9 protein-coding genes are annotated in these 23,233 nt (G+C 73.6%); 3 read left to right on the forward strand and 6 right to left on the reverse strand.

Annotation, left to right across the window (positions count from 1 at the left end; translation table 11 throughout):
* Window positions 1–27: 27 nt before the first annotated feature.
* The 6 genes from BMZ18_RS18300 to BMZ18_RS18325 all read right to left on the reverse strand — a co-directional run bounded on the left by BMZ18_RS18300 (window position 28) and on the right by BMZ18_RS18325 (window position 19,505).
* Window positions 28–13,470, reverse strand: a complete 13,443-nt coding sequence (locus BMZ18_RS18300) for a non-ribosomal peptide synthetase (protein ID WP_083400216.1) — start codon at window positions 13,468–13,470, stop codon at window positions 28–30.
* Window positions 13,471–13,787: 317 nt separating this feature from the next.
* Complete coding sequence (gene lnt, locus BMZ18_RS18305) at window positions 13,788–15,386, reverse strand: apolipoprotein N-acyltransferase (RefSeq protein ID WP_082895260.1); 1,599 nt, start codon at window positions 15,384–15,386, stop codon at window positions 13,788–13,790.
* 2 nt (window positions 15,387–15,388) lie between these two features.
* A complete protein-coding gene (locus tag BMZ18_RS18310; RefSeq protein ID WP_068366068.1) occupies window positions 15,389–16,969 on the reverse strand; it encodes an amidohydrolase in 1,581 nt (526 codons plus the stop codon).
* Between the two features lie 43 nt (window positions 16,970–17,012).
* Window positions 17,013–17,558, reverse strand: coding sequence for an FxsA family protein (locus BMZ18_RS18315; RefSeq protein ID WP_068366070.1), 546 nt, complete (start codon window positions 17,556–17,558; stop codon window positions 17,013–17,015).
* 53 nt (window positions 17,559–17,611) lie between these two features.
* Window positions 17,612–18,271: a response regulator gene (locus tag BMZ18_RS18320; protein ID WP_068101378.1), complete on the reverse strand. Its 660-nt coding sequence runs from the start codon at window positions 18,269–18,271 to the stop codon at window positions 17,612–17,614.
* Window positions 18,272–18,284: 13 nt separating this feature from the next.
* Window positions 18,285–19,505 (reverse strand): sensor histidine kinase, encoded by a 1,221-nt coding sequence (locus tag BMZ18_RS18325; RefSeq protein ID WP_068366072.1) that lies wholly within the window; start codon window positions 19,503–19,505, stop codon window positions 18,285–18,287.
* A 35-nt stretch (window positions 19,506–19,540) separates the two neighbouring features.
* On the opposite strand from BMZ18_RS18325, the gene BMZ18_RS18330 reads away from it, so the two are divergent.
* Genes BMZ18_RS18330 through BMZ18_RS18340 form a run of 3 tightly spaced genes read left to right on the forward strand, consistent with a single transcriptional unit; the run spans window position 19,541 to window position 23,230 of the window.
* Window positions 19,541–20,308, forward strand: coding sequence for a TSUP family transporter (locus BMZ18_RS18330; RefSeq protein ID WP_068366102.1), 768 nt, complete (start codon window positions 19,541–19,543; stop codon window positions 20,306–20,308).
* Between the two features lies 1 nt (window position 20,309).
* Complete coding sequence (locus tag BMZ18_RS18335; protein WP_068366075.1) at window positions 20,310–21,842, forward strand: TldD/PmbA family protein; 1,533 nt, start codon at window positions 20,310–20,312, stop codon at window positions 21,840–21,842.
* Window positions 21,839–23,230, forward strand: a complete 1,392-nt coding sequence (locus BMZ18_RS18340) for a metallopeptidase TldD-related protein (RefSeq protein ID WP_068366076.1) — start codon at window positions 21,839–21,841, stop codon at window positions 23,228–23,230. Before BMZ18_RS18335 ends, BMZ18_RS18340 begins: the two co-directional genes overlap by 4 nt.
* Window positions 23,231–23,233 lie beyond the last annotated feature (3 nt).

Genomic DNA, 23,233 nt, shown 5'->3' on the forward strand with positions numbered 1-23,233 from the left:
GGGGCCCGAGGTGCGTTCGGGGGCGGCTCAGCCGAGATGCTCGTCCAGGACCGGCACGACCACGTCGAGCGCCGGGTCCGTGGTGAGGTGCGCGTGCGAGCACGGAATCGGATGGTCGCGCACCGTCCCCCGGACGAACGGCTCCCAGGCGGCGGCGCGGCGGCGGGTGTCGCGCTCGTTGACCTCGTCGTCGGTGGCCGAGAAGAACAGCACGTCCGCCTCGACGGGCGCGGGCCGGTAGCGGTGCGCCAGCGTGCTGCCGTGCACGTATCCGCGATGGAGACGCTCGACGACGTCGGCGGTCAGCGCCTCGGCACCCTCGCCCGCCGCGCGGGCCAGATCGGCGGCGTCCGCGGGGGTCGGATCCATGCCGTCGGGCAGCGGGGATCCCGTGACCTCCTCGATCAGGTCGCGCAACGTGGGCACGCGGTCGAGGTACTCGGCCGTGAGCGTGTAGCTGTCCAGCATCGCCAGGGTCGCCACCCGCTCGCCGCGCCGCTCGAGTTCGGCGGTCATGGCGTGCGCGATCAGTCCGCCGAGGGACCATCCGAGCAGGTGGTACGGACCCGCGGGCTGCGCCGACTGCAGCCGGTCGACGTAGTCGCGGGCCAGGTCCTCGATCGACTCGAACTCGGGCCGCTCGCCGTCCAGCGTCGGCGACTGCAGACCCAGGACTGGCCGATCGCCCCCGAGGCGCCGCGCCAGACCGTGGTAGGTCCAGGCCAGGCCGAACGCGGGGTGCACGCACACCAGCGGCGCGGCGTCGCCGCGGCCCGCCCGCAGCGTCACCACGGGCGCCAGGAGATCGGTGTCCGCGGCCGAGGGTTCGCCGAGGGCGGCGGCGAGCTCGGCCGGGGTGGACGCCCCGAACAGCACGCTCACCGGCACTGCACGGCCGAGCCGCTCCCCCAACTCGTGTGCCGCGCGCACGCCCACCAGGGACGTGCCGCCGAGGGTGAAGAAGTCGTCGTCCCGGCCGACTTGGTCGACCGCCAGCAGGTCGGCGAACACCGCGCAGACCAGGTTCTCCAGTTCGGTCTCCGGCGCCCGATAGACGGTGTCGGCAAGGGGTGCGGGTGCCGGCAGGGCCCGGCGGTCCAGCTTTCCGGTGGGCGTCAGCGGAACGCTGTCCAGCAGCGTGACCGACGTCGGCACCATGTACGACGGCAGACGCCGCGTCAGATGGCGGCGCAGCGCCGTGCCGTCCACCGCCGACCCCGGACGGGCGAGGACGTACGACGCGAGCGTCGTCGGCCCCGCGCCGTCGCCGTCGGCCACGCCGAGCGTCACGGCGAACTCGACGTCGTCGTGCGCCTCGAGGGCGGCGTCGATCTCACCGAGCTCGACGCGGAATCCGCGCACCTTCACCTGGTGGTCGGATCGACCCACGTAGGTCAACACGGGGCCGTCGTCGGTGCGGCGCCACCGCACCAGGTCGCCGGTGCGGTACATCCGCTCCCCCGGCTTGCCGTGCGGCGCGGCGACGAAGCGCGCGGCCGTCAGGCCGCTCCGCCCGAGGTACCCGCGAGCGAGCGCGTCGCCGGTGAGGTGGAGTTCGCCCACCACGCCGTAGGGCACCGGCTCGAGCTGCCGATCCAGCACGACGGCGGCGACGCCGCGGACGGGTGACCCGATACCGATGGGGGCACCCGCGGTCAGGGCGTCCGACATCACGGTGACGATGGTCGTCTCGGTGGGACCGTAGGCGTTGTGCAGGCTCCGGCCAGGAGCCCAGCGCGCCACCAGGTCCGGGGAGCAGGCGTCGCCGCCCACGACGAGGTGCGTGAGCGCGGTGGCCGCGGTCGGATCGGCGGTGGTCAGTGCCGCCGGGGTGACGAAGGCGTGGGTCACCCGCTCCCGGCCGAGGAAGTCCGACAGCTCCCGGCCACCGACGACGGTCGTCGGAGCGATCACCATCGTGGCGCCGGCACCGAACGCGAACAGCAGATCGAGCACGGCCGCGTCGAAGCTGACCGAGGAGAAGTGCAGGACGCGGGACGAGCTCGTCACGGCCAGCCGGTCGGTGAGTTCGTCGGCGAAGGCCGACACCCCGGCGTGCGTGACCACGACACCCTTGGGCGTTCCGGTCGAGCCGGAGGTGTAGATGACGTAGGCGGGATGGGCGAGGTCGGCCCGTGGGAGTGCGCCCGAGGCGAGCGGCCCGGCGGCGAGCGTGTCGTCGTCGAGCAGCAGCCAGTCCGTCCCGGCCCCGTCCACGGCCAGCGCCGCACGGTGCTCGGCGGTGGTCAGGCCGAGCGCGGGTCCGGCGTCGGTGAGCATGTGCCGGATGCGGTCCGCCGGGTAGGCCGGGTCGACCGGCAGGAATCCCGCTCCCGCACGGGTGACGGCGAGCACGGCCACCACGGACTTCAGAGAGCGCGGAATGCCGACCGCGACCAGGGTGTCCGGGCCTACGCCCTGCGCGACGAGCCGCCGAGCCCACCGATCGGTGAGGGCGTCGAGCTCGCGGTAGGTGAGCGCGCGCTCGAGGTACTCGACGGCGATACCGTCGGGCGAGCGTCGCACGGCGTCGTCGACGAGCGTGGCCAGCGTCCGCGGCGCGTCCGCGCGGGGTGCGCCGCCGACGGGAACCAGGGCGGCGCGCTCGTCGGGCGTCAGCAGGTCGATCGCGCCGACCGCCGTGGCGGGCTGCGTGGCGAGGGTGCGGAGCACGGCGCCGAGCCGGTCGAGCAGCGTCCGCGCGGTGGTCCCGTCGAACAGATCGGTGGCGTAGTCGAGCCCCAGAGTGAGCCCGGCGGGGTCGCCGGCGTCGGTGCGGTGCTCGGTCACGGTGACCTGTAGGTCGAATTTGGCCACCGCGACGTCGATCTCGGCCACCCGGGCGTCGACGGCGGCGTCGCCCGCGCCCATACGGGCCCGGGTGGGGACGTCGTCTCGCAGCGTGAGCATCACCTGGAAGATCGGGTGTCGCGCGGCGGACCGGGCGGGCGCGATCGCGTCGACGAGCTGCTCGAAGGGCACGTCGGGGCGCGCGAACGCCTCGACGTCGGCCGCCCGCACCGCGCGCAGGGCGTCCTGCAGCGGTGAGCGCGGATCGATCCGCGTGCGGAGCGCGAGGGTGCCGACGAACATGCCCACGAGGCGGTCGATCGCCTCGTGCCCACGCCCGGCGACGGCGGTGCCGACGACGGTGTCGAACCGGCCGTCGAGACGCCCCAGGGTCACGGCGAGGGCCGTGTGCAGGGCCATGAAGAGGGTCGCCCCCTCCTCGGCGGCCACCTCGTGGAGACGGCGGTGCAGATCGTCGTCCAGTCGGGCGTCGACGGACCCGCCGCGGTACGACGGCGTGGCGGGGCGAGGCCGGTCCGTGGGGATGCCGAGGGTGTCCGGAGCGCCGGCGAGGGTCTCGGTCCACCACTCCAGCTGCGTGGCCAGGAGCGACGACGGGTCGCCCGGGGAGCCGAGTCGCGCCCGCGTCCACAGGGTGTGGTCGACGTACTGCACTTCGAGCGGGGGCAACTCCGGTGCGCGGCCCGCGGACCGGGCGTCGTAGGCACCGGCGAGATCGGCGGCCAGGGGCCCGAGGGACCACCCGTCGGCGGCGATGTGGTGGAGCACGAGCACCAGCACGTGGGCCGTGGCATCGAGGCGCAGAAGGGTGGCGCGCAGCGGCGGATCGACGGTGACGTCGAACCCCGTACCGGCGGCAGCGAGGGCGGCGGAGCGCACCTCGTCCTCGGCCACCTCGCGGACGGCGAGCGGGACGTCGACCGCGGGCAGGATCACCTGCTCGGGACCGTCCGCCGCCGCGGGGTAGACCGTCCGCAGCACCTCGTGCCGCGCCACCACGTCGTCCAGCGCGGTCTGCAGGGCGGTGACGTCCAGCGGCCCGTCGAGGCGCACCACGATCGGCACGTTGTAGAGAGGTGACGACGGGTCGACCCGGTTGAGGAACCATTGCCGGGTCTGCGCCGGGCTGAGCGGCAGCCGGTCGGGTCGGGCAATGGTGCCCAGCTCAGGGGTGTCGTCGGCGGTGAGGGTGTCCACGTGCGCGGCCAGGGTGCGCACGCTCGGGTGCTCGAACAGCGCACGGACCGGAACGGTGCGGCCCGTTCGTGTGCCGATGCGCGACGCGACCTGCGTGGCCAGCAGCGAGTTGCCGCCGAGGGCGAAGAAGTCGTCCTCGCGGCCGACCGGCCCGCACGTGTCGCCGAGCACGCCCGCCACCACGTCGGCGACGATCCGCTCCGTCGGCGTCTCCGGCGGCGCGACGATCCGGTCCCCGCGCGCAGGGGCGGTCGGGGCGGGCAGGGCGCGGACGTCGAGCTTGCCCACCGGGGTGAGCGGCACCGCCGCCAGCGTGGTGACGGTGGCGGGGACCAGATGAGCCGGGAGCCTGCCGGCGAGGTCGGCGAGGACCGCGTCCGGATCCACCGTGGCCGCGCCCGCGGGCACGACCCACGAGGCGAGGGCCGGAATGCCGGCCTCGTCGACGTGGACCGCCGTGTACGCGAAGGACACGTCGTCGCGCGCCGTGAGCGCCGCGTCGATCTCGCCCGGCTCGATGCGGAAGCCGCGCAGCTTGACCTGTGTGTCGGTGCGTCCTGCGTACTCGAGTCGTCCGTCGGGAGTCCACCTGACCAGGTCGCCCGTGCGGTACATCCGCTCCCCCGCGCCCCGCGGGTCGGCCACGAACCGGCCCGCCGTCAGCGCTGCTCGGCGCAGGTAGCCGCGCGCGAGCCCGGGCCCGGCCAGGTACAGCTCACCCGTCGTGCCGTCCGGAACCGGGTGCAGACGGGCGTCGAGGACCGCTGCCCGCGCCCCCGGGATGGATGTGCCCACGGTGACCGGGCCGTCCACCTCGAGGACGTCCGTCGTCGCGACGACCGTCGTCTCGGTCGGTCCGTAGCCGTTGACCATCAGGCGACCGGGCGCCCAGCGTCGGACCAGGTCCGGGCCGACGGCTTCGCCGCCGACGACGATCGTCCGCAGGTCGGGCAGACCGTCGCCGTCGGCCGGGTCGACCGTCGCCAATGCGGCCGGGGTGACGAACGCGTGGCTCACGCGCTCGCGACGCATCAGGTCGGCCAGCTCGCGCCCGCCGAAGACGTCGGGCGGCGCGATCACCAGCGTGGCGGCGGATCCGACGGCCATGAGCAGTTCCAACACCGACGCGTCGAAGCTCGGTGAGGCGACGTGCAGCACCCGGGCGTCGGCGTCGACGGCGAACCGTGCGCGCTCGGCATCGGCGAACGCCGACAGTCCGGAGTGGGTGACCGAGACACCCTTGGGTACGCCCGTCGACCCGGACGTGTAGATCACGTACGCCACGTGGTCGGGCCGCAGCGGGATGCGGCGCTCGGCGTCGGTGACGGGATGGTCGAGAGTGCCGGTCGGGTCGTGCTCCACGTCCAGCCACTGCACGTCGGCGAGGTCGTCGTCCGGTCGGTACTCGGCCGTGGTGAGCCCCAGCCGGGCACCACTGTCGGTGAGCATGTGGCGGACGCGGTCCGCGGGATAGCGCGGGTCCACCGGAACCCAGGCGGCACCCGTCTTCGCCACCGCGAGAACGGCGGTGATCGCCGCGAGCGAGCGCGGCAGCGCGACGGCGACGACGTCCTCGGGACCGGCGCCGCACGCGAGCAGACGCCGGGCCAGGCGGGAGGATCGGCGATCGAGCTCGTCGTGGGTCACCTGCTCGCCGGCGGTGCCGACGGCGGCGAGCCGATCGCCGGCGCGGCGTACCGCGGACGCCCAGAGATCCGGCAGAAGCACCGGTGGGTCGACCGGCTCGGGGACGCGCGCGTCGAGCCGGTCGCGTTCGTCGGAGGTGAGGAGGGGCGCATCGCCCAGCGCACGCTCGGGGTGGGCCGCGGCGGCCGCGGCGACCGCGAGGAATCGCTCGCCGAGGCGGTCGACGGTCGACTCGTCGTACAGATCCCGGCTGTAGGTGATGCGGACGGCCCATCCGTCGGGGCCGCCGGTGACGGCGACGTCGAGGTCGAACTTGCTGCGGTCGATCTCGATCGGGGCCGCCGACCAGGTGAGGTCCCCCGCCCGGACGGTGGTGGCGACGCTCTCGTCGACGGTGAGCACCACCTGGACCAGCGGATGCCGACCGGCGACGCGCGGCGGCGACACGGCGTCGACCACGCGCTCGAACGGCAGCTCGGTGTGGCCGAGGGCGTCGAGGTCGACCGTCCGGACGCGGTTCAGGACCTGCGCGAAGCTGTCGCCCGGCTCGATCGCGGTGCGCAGCACCACGGTGCCGACGAACATGCCGACCAGGTCGTGCAGCGCGGCGTCGTGGCGCCCGGCCACCGGGGTGCCGATCACGACGTCCGTGGTGTCGGCCAGCCGGCCCAGCACGGAGGCGAGGACGGCGTGCACGGCCATGAAGCGGGTGCCGCCGTGGCGCGCGGCGACCGCGGTGAGCGCGGACATCGTGGCCTCGGGGACGAGGAACCCGCGGGACCCGGCGCGGTGGCCGGGCAGAGCCGGGCGGGGCCGGTCGCCCGGCACGGTGCACTCGTCGGGCAGGCCCGCGAGCGTCGAGGTCCAGTAGGCCAGGTCCGCGGCCGCGCGGGACGTCGGATCGGCCTCGTCGCCCAACATCCGGCGCTGCCACAGCGTGAAGTCGGCGTACTGCACGGGCAGCGGCGGCAGGTCGGGTTCCCGCTCGGCCACGCGGGCCGTGTAGGCCGTGACGAGGTCGCGGGTGAGCGGCCGCATCGACCACCCGTCCGCCGCGATGTGGTGGATCGCGACCCCGAGGACGTGGCGCGTGTCGGACACGCGCAGCAGCACCGCGCGCACCGGGGCCGTCGTGGTGAGGTCGGTACCGCGATGAGCCAGCGCTCGCAGGGCCTCGCCCACGCCGTCCGCGTCGGTGGTCTCTCCGATGTCACGGACGTCCAGACGGTCGCGTACCCGGTCGACGGGCAGGACCACCTGGTGCGGGCCGTCGTCGGTCTCGGGGAACACGGTGCGCAGGGCCTCGTGCCGCTCGAGCACGTCGAGGACCGCGCGGCGCAGAGCATCGCGGTCCACCGGCCCGTCGATCGTGACCGACAGTGCGATCGTGTACGCGTCGGCCGTCGGATCCAGCCGGTTCAGGAACCACAGCCGCTGCTGCGGCAGGGACAGCGGAATCCGTGCCGGACGTTCCCCCGCGACCAGCGGCACCCGGGCGGGGCCGGCGTCGGTGTCGAGCCGCGCCGCCAGCGCGGCGACGGTCGGCTGCTCGAAGATCGTGCGGACGGCGACGTCCCGGCCCAGTGCATCGGACAGGGCCGCCGCGACCCGGGTCGCGGTGAGGGAGTTGCCCCCGGAGTCGAAGAAATGGTCGCGGCGTCCGACCCGCTCCAGGCCGACGGCCCCGGCGAAGGCCGTCGCGACGATCCGTTCGGTCTCGGTGGCCGGTTCCTCGTGCGGGACGTCGCTCTGCGGGGGCGCGGGCACGGGCAGGGCGCGGCGGTCGAGCTTGCCCGCCGGCGTGAGCGGCAGCGCATCCAGCCAGACGATCCCGGCGGGCACCATGTAGTCCGGCAGCGCGCCGCGGGCGGCCTCCAGGAGACGATCGGTCAGCGCGTCCCGGTCCTCGGCGTCGGTCACCCCGTACGTGATCAGGCGGGCGATGTCGCGGCGATCGGCGTCGACCAGCAGGGTGACCGACCACGTCACGGCCGGCTCGGTCTGCAGGACGGCGTCGATCTCCGCGAGTTCGACGCGGTGGCCGCGCACCTTGACCTGGTGGTCCGCACGGCCGAGGAAGTGGATGGCCCGGGTGTCCGGGGCGGCGGTGATGCCGACGTTCGTGCGGAGCGCGACGACGTCGCCGGTGCGGTACATCCGGGACCCGGGCGGACCGTCGGGGTCGGCGACGAAGCGTTCCGCGGTCAGGCCCGGGCGTCCCTGGTAGCCGCGGGCGAGGCTCGGTCCCGACAGGTACAGCTCGCCCCGGACGCCCGGCGCCACGGGACGGAGCCGACGGTCGAGCACGCGCGTGGCGACGCCCGCACGGGTGCGGCCGATGGTGACGGGCAATCCCGGGGTCATCGGCGCGGTGCGGGTGACGACGACGGTCGCCTCGGTGGGACCGTAGACGTTGAGCATGGTGCGGCCGGGGGCCCACCGCTCGACCAGCGCCGGAGTGCAGACGTCGCCGCCGACGGCGACGAACCGCAGGTCCGGCGCTCCGGCGGGATCGACGGTCTCGAGTGCGGCGGGCGTGACCACGGCGTGGGTGACCCGGCGGTCGCGCAGCAGCGTCGCGAGGTCACGGCCGCCGTAGACGTCGGTGGGAGCCGGGACCACCGCGCCGCCCACCGCGAACGCCATCAGCAGTTCCATCAACGAGACGTCGAAGGACGGGGACGCGAAGTGCAGGGCGCGGGTGGTCTCGTCCACCCCCGCCGCGGCGGCGGTGTCGGCGGCGAGGTCCGCGATGCCGCGGTGGGACACCACGACGGCCTTCGGACGGCCGGTCGAGCCCGACGTGAAGATCAGGTACGCGGCCTGATCGGGATGCGGGGCCGGCACGGCCACGGGGGCCGTCGCGAGCACGTGGTCGGTGCGCGGGTCGAGCCAGCGGACCGTGTCCGGGAGCATCGCGCGCTCGTCGCCGGCCAGCCCGACGACGGCGCCGGTATCGGCGACCATCGTGGCGAGCCGGTCCACCGGGTACTTCGGGTCGAGCGGGGTGTAGGCGCCCCCGGACTTGGCGACGGCCCACAGGGCGATCAGCGACGCCGCCGAGCGGCCGACGCAGACGGGCACCCGGACCTCGGGTCCGACCCCGAGGTCGACGAGCGCCGCGGCGAGCAGATCCGATCGACGATCGAGCTCGGCGTAGGTGAGGGTGTGATGGGCCTCGATCACCGCGTCCCGGTCGGGGAATCGTGCGGCCGTCGCGCGGAGCAGTTCCGGCAGCGTGGTCGGCGCGCCGCCGGGCGGGCCGACGAGGACGACGTCCGCTTCGGGCGCGACGTCGGTGGGCAGACGCAGGTCGACGTCGCCGACGCGGACGCTCGGATCGGCCGTGACCTGTCGGAGGACCGCGAGGAAACGCTGGGCGAGGTCCGCCGCCGTGGTGTCGTCGAACAGAGCCGTCGCGTAGCCGAGGTGAGCCTGGAACCCGCCGCCCGGGCGGTCCACCACCTCGACGGTCAGGTCGAACTTGGCAGTGCCGGTGTCGATCTCGCCGGCGGCGACGGTCAGGCCGGGCAGCTGCACCGTCGCGGGCGCGAGATTGTCGAAGGAGAGCATGACCTGGAACAGCGGGTGGTGCGCCGACGTCCGGTCGGCCGCGACGGCGTCGACCACCGCGTCGAAGGGCACGTCCGCGTGGGCGAAGGCCTCGAGGTCGTCGTCGCGCACCGCGTGCAGGAGGTCGACGAAGGATCGGTCGACGCGCGGTGAGGCGCGCAGGACGAGGGTGTTGACGAACATGCCGACGACACCGTCGAGCGCCCGGTCGCCGCGCCCGGCCACGGGGGTACCGACGGCGACGTCGTCGGTGTCCGCGAGCCGGCCGAGCAGTGCCGCGAGCGCGGCGTGGACCACCATGAAGGTGCTGGCCGAGTGGGCGGTGGCGAGGGCGGTGATCGCCGCGCGCAGGTCGGCGTCGAGCTCGAAGTCGTGGACCGCACCCGCCACGGCGGGGGCGGCCTGACGCGGACGGTCCGTGGGCAGGTCGAGCACCTCGGGCAGGCCGGCGAGCCGGTCGGTCCAGAACGCCGTCTGGGCGGCGAGGACGCTGCCCGGATCCGCGGGGTCACCGAGCACGGCGCGCTGCCACAGCACGGCATCGGCGTACTGGACCGGCAGCGGCGCGAAGGCGGGTGCCTGCCCCGCGGCACGCGCCGCGTAGGCGCGGGCGACGTCGGACGCCAGCGGGCCGAACGACCAGCCGTCCGCGGCGATGTGATGCAGGACCACCACGAGCACGTGGCGGTCGGGGCCGAGCCGGAACAGACGCACGCGGATCGGGTGCTCGCGGCGGACGTCGAAGCCGCGCCCGACGACCTCGGCGACGGCGCGGTCGCGCTCGGACTCGGCGACGTCGACGGGCTCGAGATCCGGTGTGCCCGGGTCCTCGACCAGCTGGTGTGGCCCGGTCGGACCGTCGGGGAAGACGGTGCGCAGACTCTCGTGGCGGCCGACCACGTCCGTCAGCGCCTGCCGCAACGCGGGCAGGTCGAGCGTTCCGGTGAGCTCGAGGGCGAGCGGCATGTTGTAGACGGCCGACTCGGGATCCAGGCGGTTGAGGAACCACAGCCGCTGCTGCGCCGGCGAGAGCGGCACGACGTCCGGTCGAGCCACGGGTACCAACGGCGGTCGGTGAGCCGGGGCGTCCACCGCGGACAGTCGTTCGGCGAGTCGGGCGACCGTCGGTGCGGTGAACAGGTCGTCGAGACCCACGTGGCGGCCGAGATCGTCCGCGAGTCGCGCGACCACGCGCGTGGCGGAGAGCGAGTTGCCGCCGAGATCGAAGAAACTGGTGTGAACGCCGGGAGCCGGAATGTCCAGGACGTCGGCCAGGACGGTCGCGATGCGGCGTTCGAGCTCGGTGCGCGGGGCGACGTCGTCGCCCGGTGACGGCGCCGTCGGCTCCGGCAGGGCGCGTCGGTCGACCTTGCCGCTGCTGTTCAGCGGCAGGGCGTCCAGCACGGTCACGACGTCGGGAACCATGTACGCCGGCACGCGCGCCGCAGCGGTGGCCCGGACGTCGTCGGGCGCGATCGACGCGGGGGTCGGCCCGGCGACGTACCCGACCAGTCGGGTGCCGCCGCGGTGATCCGGGCGCGCCACGGCGACGGCGTGGTCGACGCCCGGGTGGGCGAGCAACGCGGCCTCGACGTCGCCGAGTTCGATGCGCAGGCCGCGCACCTTGACCTGGAAGTCGGTGCGGCCGAGGTAGTCCAGATCGCCGTCGGCGCGCCACCGGGCGAGGTCGCCGGTGCGGTAGAGCCGACTCCCGTCACCGGCGATCGGGTCCGCGACGAACCGGTCGGCGGTGAGGTCGGGTCGCCCGAGGTAGCCGCGGGCCAGTTGCACGCCGGCGAGGTAGAGCTCCCCCGCCACGCCGACCGGCACCGGGCGCAACCGCGCGTCGAGCACGTGCACCCGCGTGTTCCACACGGGGCGCCCGATGGGCACGGACCCGGTGTCGCCCGGCCGGAAGCGGCGATAGGTCACGTCCACGGCCGCTTCGGTGGGGCCGTACAGGTTGTGCAGCGGCACCGCCGTGGCGTCGGTGAAGGCGGCGGCCGTGTCGGCGGGAAGAGCCTCGCCGCTGCTGAACACGCGCCGCAGACGGGTGGGAATCACGCGGGAGTCGCGCAGTTCGGCGACGAAGGCGGCCAGCATCGACGGGACGAAGTGCACGGTGGTCACCCCGGCGTCGATCATCGCGGCGAGCAACCGGCGCGGTTCGCGGTGCACACCGGGGTCGGCGACCACCAGCCGGGCGCCGACGCGCAGCGGCCAGAAGAACTCCCACACGGACACGTCGAACGTCGACGGGGTCTTCTGCAGAACCACGTCGTCGTCGGTCAGCGGGTACTCGTGCTGCATCCACTCGAGCCGGTTGGTGATCGCCCGGTGCGTGACGGCGACGCCCTTCGGTCGACCGGTGGAGCCGGAGGTGAACAGGACGTAGGCGAGGTCGTCGGGACGGACCGGCGCGGGTGCGGCCGAGGCGTCCGCGTCGGCCCCCGCCGCGGCGACGTCGGACACCGCCGCGGCGACGTCGGACACCGCCGCGGCGACGTCGTCGGCGGTCAGGACGCAGCGCGGACGCGCGGTGTCGAGGACGGCGGCGATGCGCTCGTCGGGCTGCTCGGGATCGAGCGGGAGATACGCGGCGCCCGCGTGCAGGATGCCGTACATCCCGAGCACCAGCTCGAGCGACCGCGGCATCGACAACGCGACGACGTCGCCCGGCGCGACGCCGCGTCGTCGCAGTGCGGTGCCCACTCGGCCGGCTCGGTCCGCGGTCTCGGCGTAGGTGAGGGTGGTCGCGCCGAAGGTCAGGGCGGGTGCGTCCGGCGTCGCCGCGACCCGACGGGCGAAAGCACTCCACAGGGTGTCGGGCTCGACGGGCGCGGCGGTGTCGTTGAAGGTCCGGACGACCGTGTCGAGTTCGTCCGGTAGGAAGACCGGAGCGTCGGTGACGGGGGCCGCCGCGGGCCGATCGAGCAGCGCGCCGAGAAACGCCAGGAACCGGCGGTGATGGGCACCGAGGTCGGCGTCGTCGTACAGGGTGGGGTTCGCTTCGAGGTCGATGTTCAACCCGGCCCCGGGGGTGCTGCTGTTGTAGATCGTGAACGCGAGGTCCTCGACCGGTCCACTGGACAGATTGTGGAGGCGGCCGGTCAGGTCGCCGAGCCGCACGCTCCAGTCGAACAGCATGATGTTGACCATCGGGCCGAAGAAGCCGCGCTGGTCGGTGCTGCTGCCGTGGTCGCGGCGGATGTCCTCGTGCCGGTACTTCTGATGTCGGAGCGCGCCGGTGATTTCGAGGGTCACCGCGGCGATCAGGTCGTCGAGGGTGGTGTGGTCCTCGATCCGCAGGCGCAACGGAACCACGTTGGAGAACATGCCGCCGGAGCGGCGCAGCGCGGCGGTGGTGCGGACCGACACCGGCAGACTCAGGACCACCTCGGTCGATCCCGTGACGCGGTGCAGGTAGGCGGCGATGGCGGCGACGAGCACGGCGGCCTCGGTGCCGTCCACGCGGGCGGCGACCGCGGCGATGGCGTCGGTGACCGAGGTCGGTGCGGTGCCGTCCACCCGGCGCCGGGTGGCGGCCGCCGGAGCCGAGCGGGGCACCAGCGAGAAGCGTTCCGGGAGCCCCGCCGTCTTGGCGGCCCAGTACTCGCGGTCGGTCGCGAAGCGGGGCGACCGGCGGTAGGTCTCCTCGGCCCGGTACAGCTCGGCGAGGTCGTGGGCGCGCTGCGGCGGCGCGTCGACGCCCGTCGTCCGCGCGGTGTAGAGCTGGGCGACGCGGCGCAGCGCGGTCACGGCGCCGAAGCCGTCACCGGCGAGGTGGTGCATCCGGGTGTACCAGAACCACCGTTCGTCCTCGACGCGCAGCAGCACGTTGACCGTCAGCGGGTCGCGTTCGACGTCCACGGGCGCGTGCATCTCGTCGCGCATCCAGCGGTGCGCGGCCGCCTCGGGGTCGGCCTCCGCCCGGAGATCGAGCCGTCGGGTGTGGACGGAGCGGGTGTCCACCACCTGGTGCGGCCGTCCGTCGACATCGAGGATGCGGACGCAGCCGGACTGCAGTTCCGCGCCGACCTGTCCGGCCACCTCGCCGAGCAGGTCGACGTCGAGCGGGCCCGCCACGTCGACGTACTGCGCGACGGTCAACGGGACCTCGGGGGCGAGCTTCTGGGCGAACCACAAGCCGGTCTGGGCCGGGCTCAGCGGGAAGGCGGCGGTGTCGGCCGGGCGGTGGTCCGGCGTGCCGCCGGTGGGCTCGACCGTCGTGGACGACGTCATCGGACATGCTCCGTTCGCTCGTCGTGGGCGACGAGCGACACACACATCTCACCGAGAATCGAACAATGCTGCGCTGACGGCGACCGCGCGGTGCGGCCGCAGAAGTACGTGTGACTCGGTGTCCCCGACCGTGGTCGCTCCGTACGTGGTGGTGCTGGCTGACTTATCGGATGTAGTTCTCCCCGTCGGCGGTAACAGGACTCTTGGTCGGTAATTCGCGCCAGCCGGGGTGATGGATTGGTGACTTCTCACTTGTTTCGTCGGATTCGACCGGTGAATTGTTACATGAACGGGGACCGAACGACGTCCGAGGAGTACTAGTCGTTTTTGTTCGGACCCGGTCCCGCTTCCCGCCGACGTCGCACCGTCCGCACGGCACCGACGACGGCCGCCGCAGCGCCGACGATCACCAGCAGCGCCTCGACTCGGGCACCCCACGTGGTCGCCGGGGTGAGGGTCGAGCGCACGCCGACGGTGGCGACGAGATGGTCGGCGTCGAACAGCGCGGTGCGGGACGTCACCGTCCCGTCCGGGGCGACGATCGCGCTCACCCCACTCGTCGCGGCCACCACGACGGTCCGGGAGTGCTCGACCGCCCGCACCCGCGACATCGCCAACTGCTGGTAGGTCATCTCGGTGTCGCCGAACGTGGCGTTGTTGGTGGGGACCGCGAGGATCTGCGCGCCGGCCGCCACCGCCTCGGCGGGGGCGCGGTCGAACGCCACCTCGTAGCAGGTGGCGACTCCGACGGCGAGCGCCACCGCATCGGCCTCACCGGACGCGCCGGCGTCGGGTAGATGCACGACGCCGTCGCCGCTGCCGGGGACGAAGTTGCCGGCCGAATCGGCGTAGGAGGAGAACAGCCGGAAGAAGCTCCGGTACGGCAGGTACTCGCCGAACGGTTGGACGATCTTCTTGTCGTGCCGCTCCCCCGGCCCGGCCGCACCGTCCCACACCAGAACGGAGTTGGTGCTGGTCCCGTCCGCGTTGGCGAGCACCGCACCCACCAGGATCGGCGCGCCGATCCGGACGGACGCGGCGGAGATCTCGTCCGCCGCGGTGCGGTCCCGCGTCGGATCGACGTCGGAGGCGTTTTCCGGCCACACGACCACGTCGGGACGTGGACTGCGCCCGGCGTCGACCTCGTCGGCCAGGCGCAGGGTCTCCCGGACGTGGTTGTCCAGCACTTGCCGTCGTTGCGCGTTGAAGTCGAGCCCGAGCCGGGGCACGCTGCCCTGGATGGCGGCGACGACGACCGTCCGGTCGCCGTCCGTCGGGCCGGCGAGCGTCGGCCGCAGGGCGAGGCCGACGGCCGGCACCGCGATCACGACGATCAGCCCGACGGCCACCGTCCGCCGACGTCCGGCGGACCGTCGGGATCGTCCCGGGGCCGCCGTCACCACCGCGGCGAGTGCGGTGCCCATCAGCGCCACCGCGAAGGACAGCAGCGGGGCTCCGCCCACCGCGGCGATCGGCAGCAGCACAGACTCGGACTGCCCGAACGCCAACCGACCCCAGGGGAACCCGCCGAACGGCACGGTGCTGCGCAGCCACTCGGTGGCGGACCAGGCGGCCGCGATCCACAGCGTCGCGAACGGCAACCGCGCCACGAGGACGACGAGCACGCCGAACAGGGCGAGGAACATCGACTCGGCGACCGACAGCGCGATCCACGGCACCGGGCCGACGTACTCCCCGATCCACGGCAGCAGGGGCAGGAAGAAGCCGAGTCCGAACACGGCGCCGAGCAGAGCGCCCGCTCGTAGTCCCGGCGTGCGCCCGTCGCGTCCGGGCAGGGTCAGAGTCAGCACGACGAGAGCGATCGCCACCGGAGCGAGGAACCACAGGGTGCGCGGCGGGAAGGAGAGGAACAGGAGAACGCCGGCTGCGGCGGACGCGAGGATGCGGACGAGCAGGGTCACGAGGCGAACACCGTGACGCCGCGGTGGACCGTGCGCAGGCAGCGCGGGGCGCGGGCGGCGTCGTCGAGTCGCGGCAACGCGGGCACGCGCGAGCGGGGATCGGTCGACCACCGCTGCACCGAGTCCTTCGGGGCACTGACCACCAGCTCGTCGACGTCCCACACCGCGTAGCTCGCGGGCGCACCGGCCACCAGCGTGCCGGCGACACCGTCGCGGACTCCACCGGCGCGCCAGGCCCCGCGGGTGGCGGCGGCGAAGGCCGCGCGCGGGGAGATCGCGCTCCCCGCGGTCCGGTGGTGGACGGCGGCCCGGATGCCGGCCCACGGATCGAGCGGGGTCACCGGCGAGTCGGAGCCCAGCGCCAGCGACACCCCGGCGGACGCGAGGAGCGCGAGCGGGTTCAGCGCACGAGCGCGGTCGGCACCGAGACGGGTCGCGTACATCCCGTTCTCGCCGCCCCAGTAGGCGTCGAAGACCGGCTGCACGCTCGCAACGATCCCGCGGGCGCCCAGCACGGCCGCGTGCTCGGGAGTGACCATCTCGAGGTGCTCGAGCCGGTGTCCTCGACCGGCGACGGCGGGCCCGCCGAGGTCGGCGGCGACGCGTTCGATCGCCTCGACGACGGCGCTCGTGGCGGCGTCGCCGATCACGTGGAACCCGGCCTGGACACCCGCACCCGTGCAGGCGGCGAGGTGGGCCGCGATCGCGTCCGTGTCGAGGTAGGACAGACCGTGTCCCGCGGCGTCGGAATACGGCTCGTGCAGCCACGCGGTGTGCGAGCCGATCGATCCGTCGACGAAGAGGTCTCCGCCCAGAGCGTGGGCGCCGGTGGCGGCCAGCAGATCCCGCGCCTCGTCGGCCGTGCGGACGGCCTCGCCCCAGTAGGCCCGGACTTCCACCCCGTGGTTCAGATCCAGCAGTTCCCGCAGGTCCTCGCGGCCGGACACGTCCGGCCCGGCGCACTCGTGCACGGCGACCACGCCGCGGGAGGCGGCGAGGTCGAGGGCGGCGACGCGGGCGCGGTGACGGTCGGCGGCGGTCAGCATCGCGCGTGCGGCGCGGCGCACGGCGTGATGGTCGTCCGCGACGACGGGCGCGTCGGAGGCGGCGTTCACCCCCGCGGCGCGTCGGAGCGCGGCCGAGCACACCGCCGAGTGGGCGTCGATGCGCGTGAGGTAGAGCGCGCGCCCCGGCGCCGCGTCCTCGAGTTCCGTGGTGGTCGGCGGCCGCTGCTCGGGCCACGCCGTCTCGTCCCAGTTCTGCCCCCAGAGCACGGCGTCCGCGTGCTCGGCGGCATACCGACGCACGCGGTCGAGGCACTCCGCCAGCGACGCGGCGGAGCCGAGGTCCAGTCCGATCAGGGCGAGACCGGTCGCCGTGGTGTGCACGTGCGTGTCGACGAAGGCGGGAGCGACGAACGCGCCGGCCAGGTCGACGATCTCGGCGTCCGGGTGCAGGGCGCGTGCCGGTCGGTCCTCGCCGATCCAGGAGACGGTGCCGTCGGTGACGGCCATGGCCGTCGCGTCCGGGTTGGTGGGGCTGTAGATCCGTCCGCCGACGAGGAGTTGCGTGCTCACGGGCCCAGTCTGCCCGTCCACGCGGAGGCGGCGGATCGTCGGGTCACCGCCCGTCGGACTCCGGGGTGGTGTCGATCACTGTGCCCTCGATCACCCGCGGGGTCGACTGCGGCCGGGGGTCGGTCGGCTCGGCCACGACGTCGCCGTCGATGACGACGTGACCGGACCGGAATCGGCTCCGCGTGGTCACCAGCCGACCCGACGCGACCAGGGTCTCGACGCGACGCGCGGCGATCCGCGCGACCACCGGCCGCAGGACCGCCCGGGTCAGCGGGATCATGAGCAGCAGGCCGAGAACGGACGACACCAGACCCGGGATCAGCAGGAGCACCGACCCGATCGCGACCAGTGCGCCGTCGGTGACGGCGCCCGCGGAGGCGGCGGCGTCCGCCGGGCTGCGCGCCCGGCGCCCGTTCGCGGCGCGCAGTTCCCCGAGCACCCGCCGACCCTGGGATCGCATGGCGATCAGGCCCAGGACGGAGAGTCCGAGGACCGTCACCACGGTCCAGAGAATTCCGACGGACGAGGCCAGCCACACCAGGGCGGCGACCTCCACCACGAGGTACAGGACGAACGTGAGGAGCGGCATGTCCGGTCAACGTCCGAGCGTCGTCTTTTTCTCCCGAGTCCCGTCCTCCCGGATCAGGCGCCCGGCCGCACCAGCCCGCGCTCGTAGGCCAGGACCACGGCCTGGACCCGGTCGCGCAGGCCCAGCTTGGCCAGCACGCGGCCCACGTGGGTCTTCACGGTGGCCTCGGACAGGACCAGTTCGGCGGCGATCTCGGCGTTGGACTTTCCCGCGGCGATCAGCAGGAGCACCTCGCGTTCGCGGTCGGTGAGCGAGTCGATCTCGGGACTCGGTCGAGGCTCGGCGGGGGGCTCGGCGATGAGGTTGCTCAGCAGCCGACGGGTCACACGCGGCGAGACGACGGCGTCCCCGGCCGCGACGCTGCGGATCGCGGAGACCAGATCCTCCGGCGGCGTGTCCTTGAGCAGGAATCCGCTGGCACCCGCCCGCAGCGCGCCCAGTGCGTGCTCGTCGAGATCGAACGTGGTCATCACGACCACCCGGACGTCGGGGTGATCCGCCGTGATGCGCTCGGTGGCGCGGACCCCGTCGAGGCCCGGCATGCGCACGTCCATCAGCACCACGTCGGGACGGAGCCGCTCTACCGCCGAGAGGGCCGAGGCCCCGTCGGCGGCCTCGCCGACGACCTCGAGGTCGGCCTGCGCCCCGAGGACCATCGACAAGCCCATACGCATCAGTTCCTGATCGTCGACCACCAGCACCGACACCGTCATGCCGGACACCCTGTCATGCCCCGAGACCCTTCTGCGCCGGGGTGTCCGCCGGATCGAGCGGCAGGACGGCGCGCACCCGCCAACCGCCGGCGGGGAGGGAGCCGGCCTGAAGGTCGCCCCCGAGCACGGCCACCCGTTCGCGCATGCCGATGACCCCGAATCCCGACCCGCTGCCGGCGAGTTCGACGCCCGGCACCGCGGTGTTAGGCGGCGGGGTCGCCCCCGGTCGGCGCGGGGTGTTGGTCACCGAGACCGTCACCGCGTCGTCCGCCCGCGTGACGACGACGGCCGCGCGCGGCCGATCCCCGCCGTGCCGGAGGGCGTTGGTGAGCGACTCCTGGACCACGCGGTGGACGCCGAGCGCGATCGACGGGGGCACGGCGTCGAGGTCGCCGGTCATCTCCATCGAGACGGTGAGTCCGGCCGCGCGCATCATCTCGACGACCCGGGCGAGGGCGGCCGTGCCGTACTCCGGGTGGGCGGTCCCGGCGTCGTCGGTGCGCAGGAGGGCGACGGTGCGACGCAGTTCGGCGAGGGCGGACCGGCCCGTGGCGGAGATGTTGCGCAGCGCGGCCTCGGCGCGGTCCGGGTCGGCGCGGAGGGCGTACCCGGCTCCGTCCGCCTGGACGATCATGACGCTGACCGCGTGGGCGACGACATCGTGGAGTTCGCGCGCGATGCGGGTGCGTTCGGCGGAGACGGCGTCGACGGCCCGCCGGTCCCGGTCGGCCTCCGCCACGGCGAGCCGGGCGCTGACCTCGGCGATGTACGCGCGGCGCGCGCCGAGGTAGGCGGCGGTGATCCAGGCGAGCAGGTAGAGCAGCAAGAAGAACGCGGTGAAGACGAAGTCCGTCCCGAGGACGAGCCGCGAGGCCAGTTCCGCCACGAGGAGCGCGGCCGCGTACAGGGCCGCGAGGCGCCGGTCTCGGTAGAGCACGAGCGTGTAGAGCATGACCACGGCGAAGAGCTGGCCCGGCGGCGGCGCGTCGGAGAACCGCACGATGCGGTCGGCGACGATGCCGAGCACGAGCAGTGCATAGATCGCCCAGGCGCTCACCAGCGGGGCGCGGCGACGCCAGGCGAGGGCCGTCGCCAGCGCCAGGGCGAGGGCGACGGTGACCACGGGTTCACCGACGCCCGCCAGGCCGGTGAGCTCCAGCGCGAAGAGCGCGGCGGCGAGCAGGCCGTCCGCCGCGAACGGGTGGGACCGGAACCAGGTGGTGAGCGGGCGCATCGGAGTCGAACTCTAGCTGTGATCGAATGACCCGCATGGGAGTCGGTGACTGGTCGGTGCTGCTCTCGGCCGCCCTCGCCGCCGGCTGGGTGGACGCCGTCGTGGGCGGCGGTGGGTTGATCCTGCTGCCCGCCCTGTTGCTGGTGACCCCCGCGGCGACCACGCAGCAGACGATCCTCGCCACCAACAAGCTGGCCGCGGTGGCCGGGACGTCCGCCGCGGTGGTGACGTTCGCCCGCAAGGTCCCACTTCGGTGGCGGCTGATGGCGCCGGCCGGAATGCTCGCCGCGGCCGGGTCGGCGTGCGGGGCCGCGGTGGTCGGTCTGATCGACAAGGACCTCTTCGTCCCCATCGTGCTGGTCGTGCTGGTCGGTGTCGCGATCCTGGTGACGGCGCGTCCGACGGTGGGGGTGGTGATCGGCGAGCCGCCCACCCGTCGTCGCATCACGGTCGTGGTGATCACGGCCGCGGTGGCCATCGGGTTCTACGACGGCATCCTCGGGCCGGGGACCGGAACGTTCCTCATCATCGCCTTCGCCACCCTGCTGGGGACCGAGTTCGTGCGCAGCGCGGCGATGGCAAAGGTGATCAACCTCGGGTCCAACCTCGGGGCACTGGCGTTCTTCTCGTTGACGGTCGACGTGTTGTGGGCGCTGGGCTTCGCCATGGCGGCGGCGAACGTCGCGGGGTCCGTAGTCGGATCGCGGATGGCGCTGGCGCGCGGCGCCGGCTTCGTGCGTGTCGTGCTGCTGGTGGTGGTCGTGGCTCTCGTCATCCGTCTCGGGTGGCAACAGTTCGGCTAGCGTGACGCCGGTGAGAGACGTCGACGCCGATTTCCTGGCTCTCCCCCTGCACGCCCTCGCGGACGCGGCCCTCACCGCGGCCCGGGCGGCGGGCGCCACCCACGCGGATCTGCGCGTGCACCGCGTGCTCACGCAGTCCCTGCATCTGCGCGACGGCGCGGTGCAGTCGGCGGTCGACGGCCGCGCGGTGGGCCTGGCCGTGCGCGTGGTCGTGGACGGCACGTGGGGGTTCGCGTCCGGTGCCGGGCTGCGCGTCGACGACGCGGTGGCGACGGCGAGCGCCGCGGTCCGGGTCGCGTTGGCGCTGCGGGATTTGAACCGGGACCCGGTGATCCTGGCGCCGGAGCCGGTGTACGAGAACGCCGTGCGGGTGAGCGACTATGCGATCGACCCGTTCGAGGTGCCGACGGCGGAGAAGACCGACCTGCTGGCGGACTGGTCCGCTCGCCTGTCCGCGGCGGACGGGGTCGATCACGTGACCGCGTCGGTGCAGCAGGTCAAGGAGCAGACGTTCTACGCCGATCTGGCGGGCTCCCGCATCACCCAGCAGCGCGTGCGACTGCACCCTCAGCTCGAGGCGGTGTCCGTGGGCGGGGACGCGGGGTTCGACTCGATGCGCACGCTCGCGCCGCCGACCGGTCGGGGCTGGGAGTACCTGGTGGGCGACGGCGCCGGCCCGGACGGTCTGTGGGACTGGGACGACGAGCTCGCGCGGATCCCGGACTGGTTGCGCGAGAAGATCGCCGCACCGGGGGTCGAGCCGGGACCGACGGATCTGGTGATCGACCCGACGAATCTGTGGCTGACCATCCACGAGTCGATCGGCCACGCCACGGAGTACGACCGCGCGATCGGTTACGAGGCGGCCTACGCGGGCACGTCCTTCGCGACGCCCGATCGCCTCGGCACGCTGCAGTACGGCAGTCCGGTCATGCACGTCACCGCCGACCGCACCGAGCCGCACGGCCTGGCCACGGTGGGCTGGGACGACGACGGCGTGGCCGCGCAGTCGTGGGACCTGGTGCGGGACGGCGTCCTGGTGGGCTACCAGCTGGATCGCGTGTTCGCCCATCGTCTCGGACTGGACCGGTCCAACGGGTGCTCCTACGCCGACTCGGCGCAGCACGTGCCGATCCAGCGGATGGCCAACGTGTCGTTGCAGCCCGACCCGGCGATCGATCGGACCGTCGACGATCTCATCGCCGACGTCGAGCGCGGCGTCTACGTCGTCGGGGACAAGTCGTGGTCGATCGACATGCAGCGCTACAACTTCCAGTTCACCGGCCAGCGCTTCTTCCGCATCGAGAACGGCCGGCTGGCGGGTCAGGTCCGCGACCTCGCGTACCAGGCGACGACGACGGAGTTCTGGGGCTCGATGGAGGCGGTCGGCGGACCGTCGACGTGGCGTCTCGGTGGCGCCTTCAACTGTGGCAAGGCCCAACCCGGTCAGGTGGCGGCGGTCTCCCACGGGTGCCCGGCCGCGCTGTTCCGCGGCGTGAACGTCCTCAACACCAGAACGGAGGGTGACCGATGAGTGCACCCGTGGTTCTCGCCGGACACGACCTGGTCGAGCGTGCCCTGCTCGCCGCGACCGTGAGCGACACCGTCGTGCTGGTCGCCGACGTCTCCGAGTCGTCGCTGCGCTGGGCCGGCAACTCCATGACCACCAACGGCATCGCCGACAGTCGGGCGTGGACGGTGGTGTCCATCGTGCGCGACGGCGAGACGACGAGGGTGGGCACGGTGTCGTCGACCAGTGCCGATCCCGACGACGTCGTCGCCGTGGTCCGCGCCGCCGAGGACGCGGCGCGCACCGCTCCCCCGGCCGCGGACGCGATGCCGCTGATCGCCGGTGAGCAGCCGGACGCCGGCTGGGGCGACGTGGCCGCCCGCAGCAGCATCGAGGTGTTCGAGTCGATCGTGCCCGGTCTCGCCCGGGGATTCGACGGCGCGGACGCGCTCTTCGGATTCGCCCGGCACACCGTGCGCACTCTGTGGCTCGGCACCTCCACCGGCGTGCGCCGACGCACCGTCGAACCCACGGGGTCGTTCGAGATCAACGGCAAGCGGGGCGGGCTGTTGGACGGCGCCAGCGCCTGGGTGGGTACGCACACGCGGGACTTCGTCGGCCTGGACGTCGACGGGATGTTGGCGGAGCTGTCCCGGCGCCTCGACTGGTCCGCGCGGCGGGTCGAGCTGTCGGCGGGTCGCTACGAGACGATCCTGCCGCCGTCGGCGGTCGCGGATCTCATGATCGACCTCATGTGGTCGATGGACGGGCGCGGTGCGCAGGAGGGCCGAACCGCACTGTCCGCGCCCGGCGGTGGCACTCGCGTCGGCGAGCGGCTGGGCACACTCGGCCTGACGCTGTACTCCGACCCGGCCGAACCGGGCCTCGAATACGCGCCCTTCGTGGTCGCCGAGTCCTCGTCGGACTCGGTGTCGGTGTTCGACAACGGTGTGGACGCCGAGCGTGTCGAGTGGATCGACGACGGCGTGATCTCCGCGCTGGCCTATCCGCGTAGCGCGGCCGCGGAGTTCGGTACCCGCCCGACCGCGCTGGGCGACAACCTCGTCATGACCGGCGGCGCCGGCGGGACGACGGACGACCTGGTCGCCCGCACCGAGCGTGGCCTGCTGCTGACGACGCTCTGGTACATCCGCGAGGTCGATCCGACGACCCTCCTGCTGACGGGCCTCACGCGCGACGGGGTCTACCTCGTCGAGGACGGCCGGATCACGGCGGAGGTCAACAACTTCCGCTTCAACGAGAGCCCGCTCGACCTGCTCCGGCGAGCCACCGAGGCGGGCGGCACCGTCCCCACGCTCCCGCGCGAGTGGTCGGACTGGTTCACCCGCGCGGCCATGCCGCCGTTGCGCGTCCCGGACTTCCACATGTCGTCGGTCAGCGCGGCGCGCTAGGGG

It is taken from the genome of Rhodococcoides kroppenstedtii (assembly GCF_900111805.1).
Lineage (GTDB): Bacteria > Actinomycetota > Actinomycetes > Mycobacteriales > Mycobacteriaceae > Rhodococcoides > Rhodococcoides kroppenstedtii.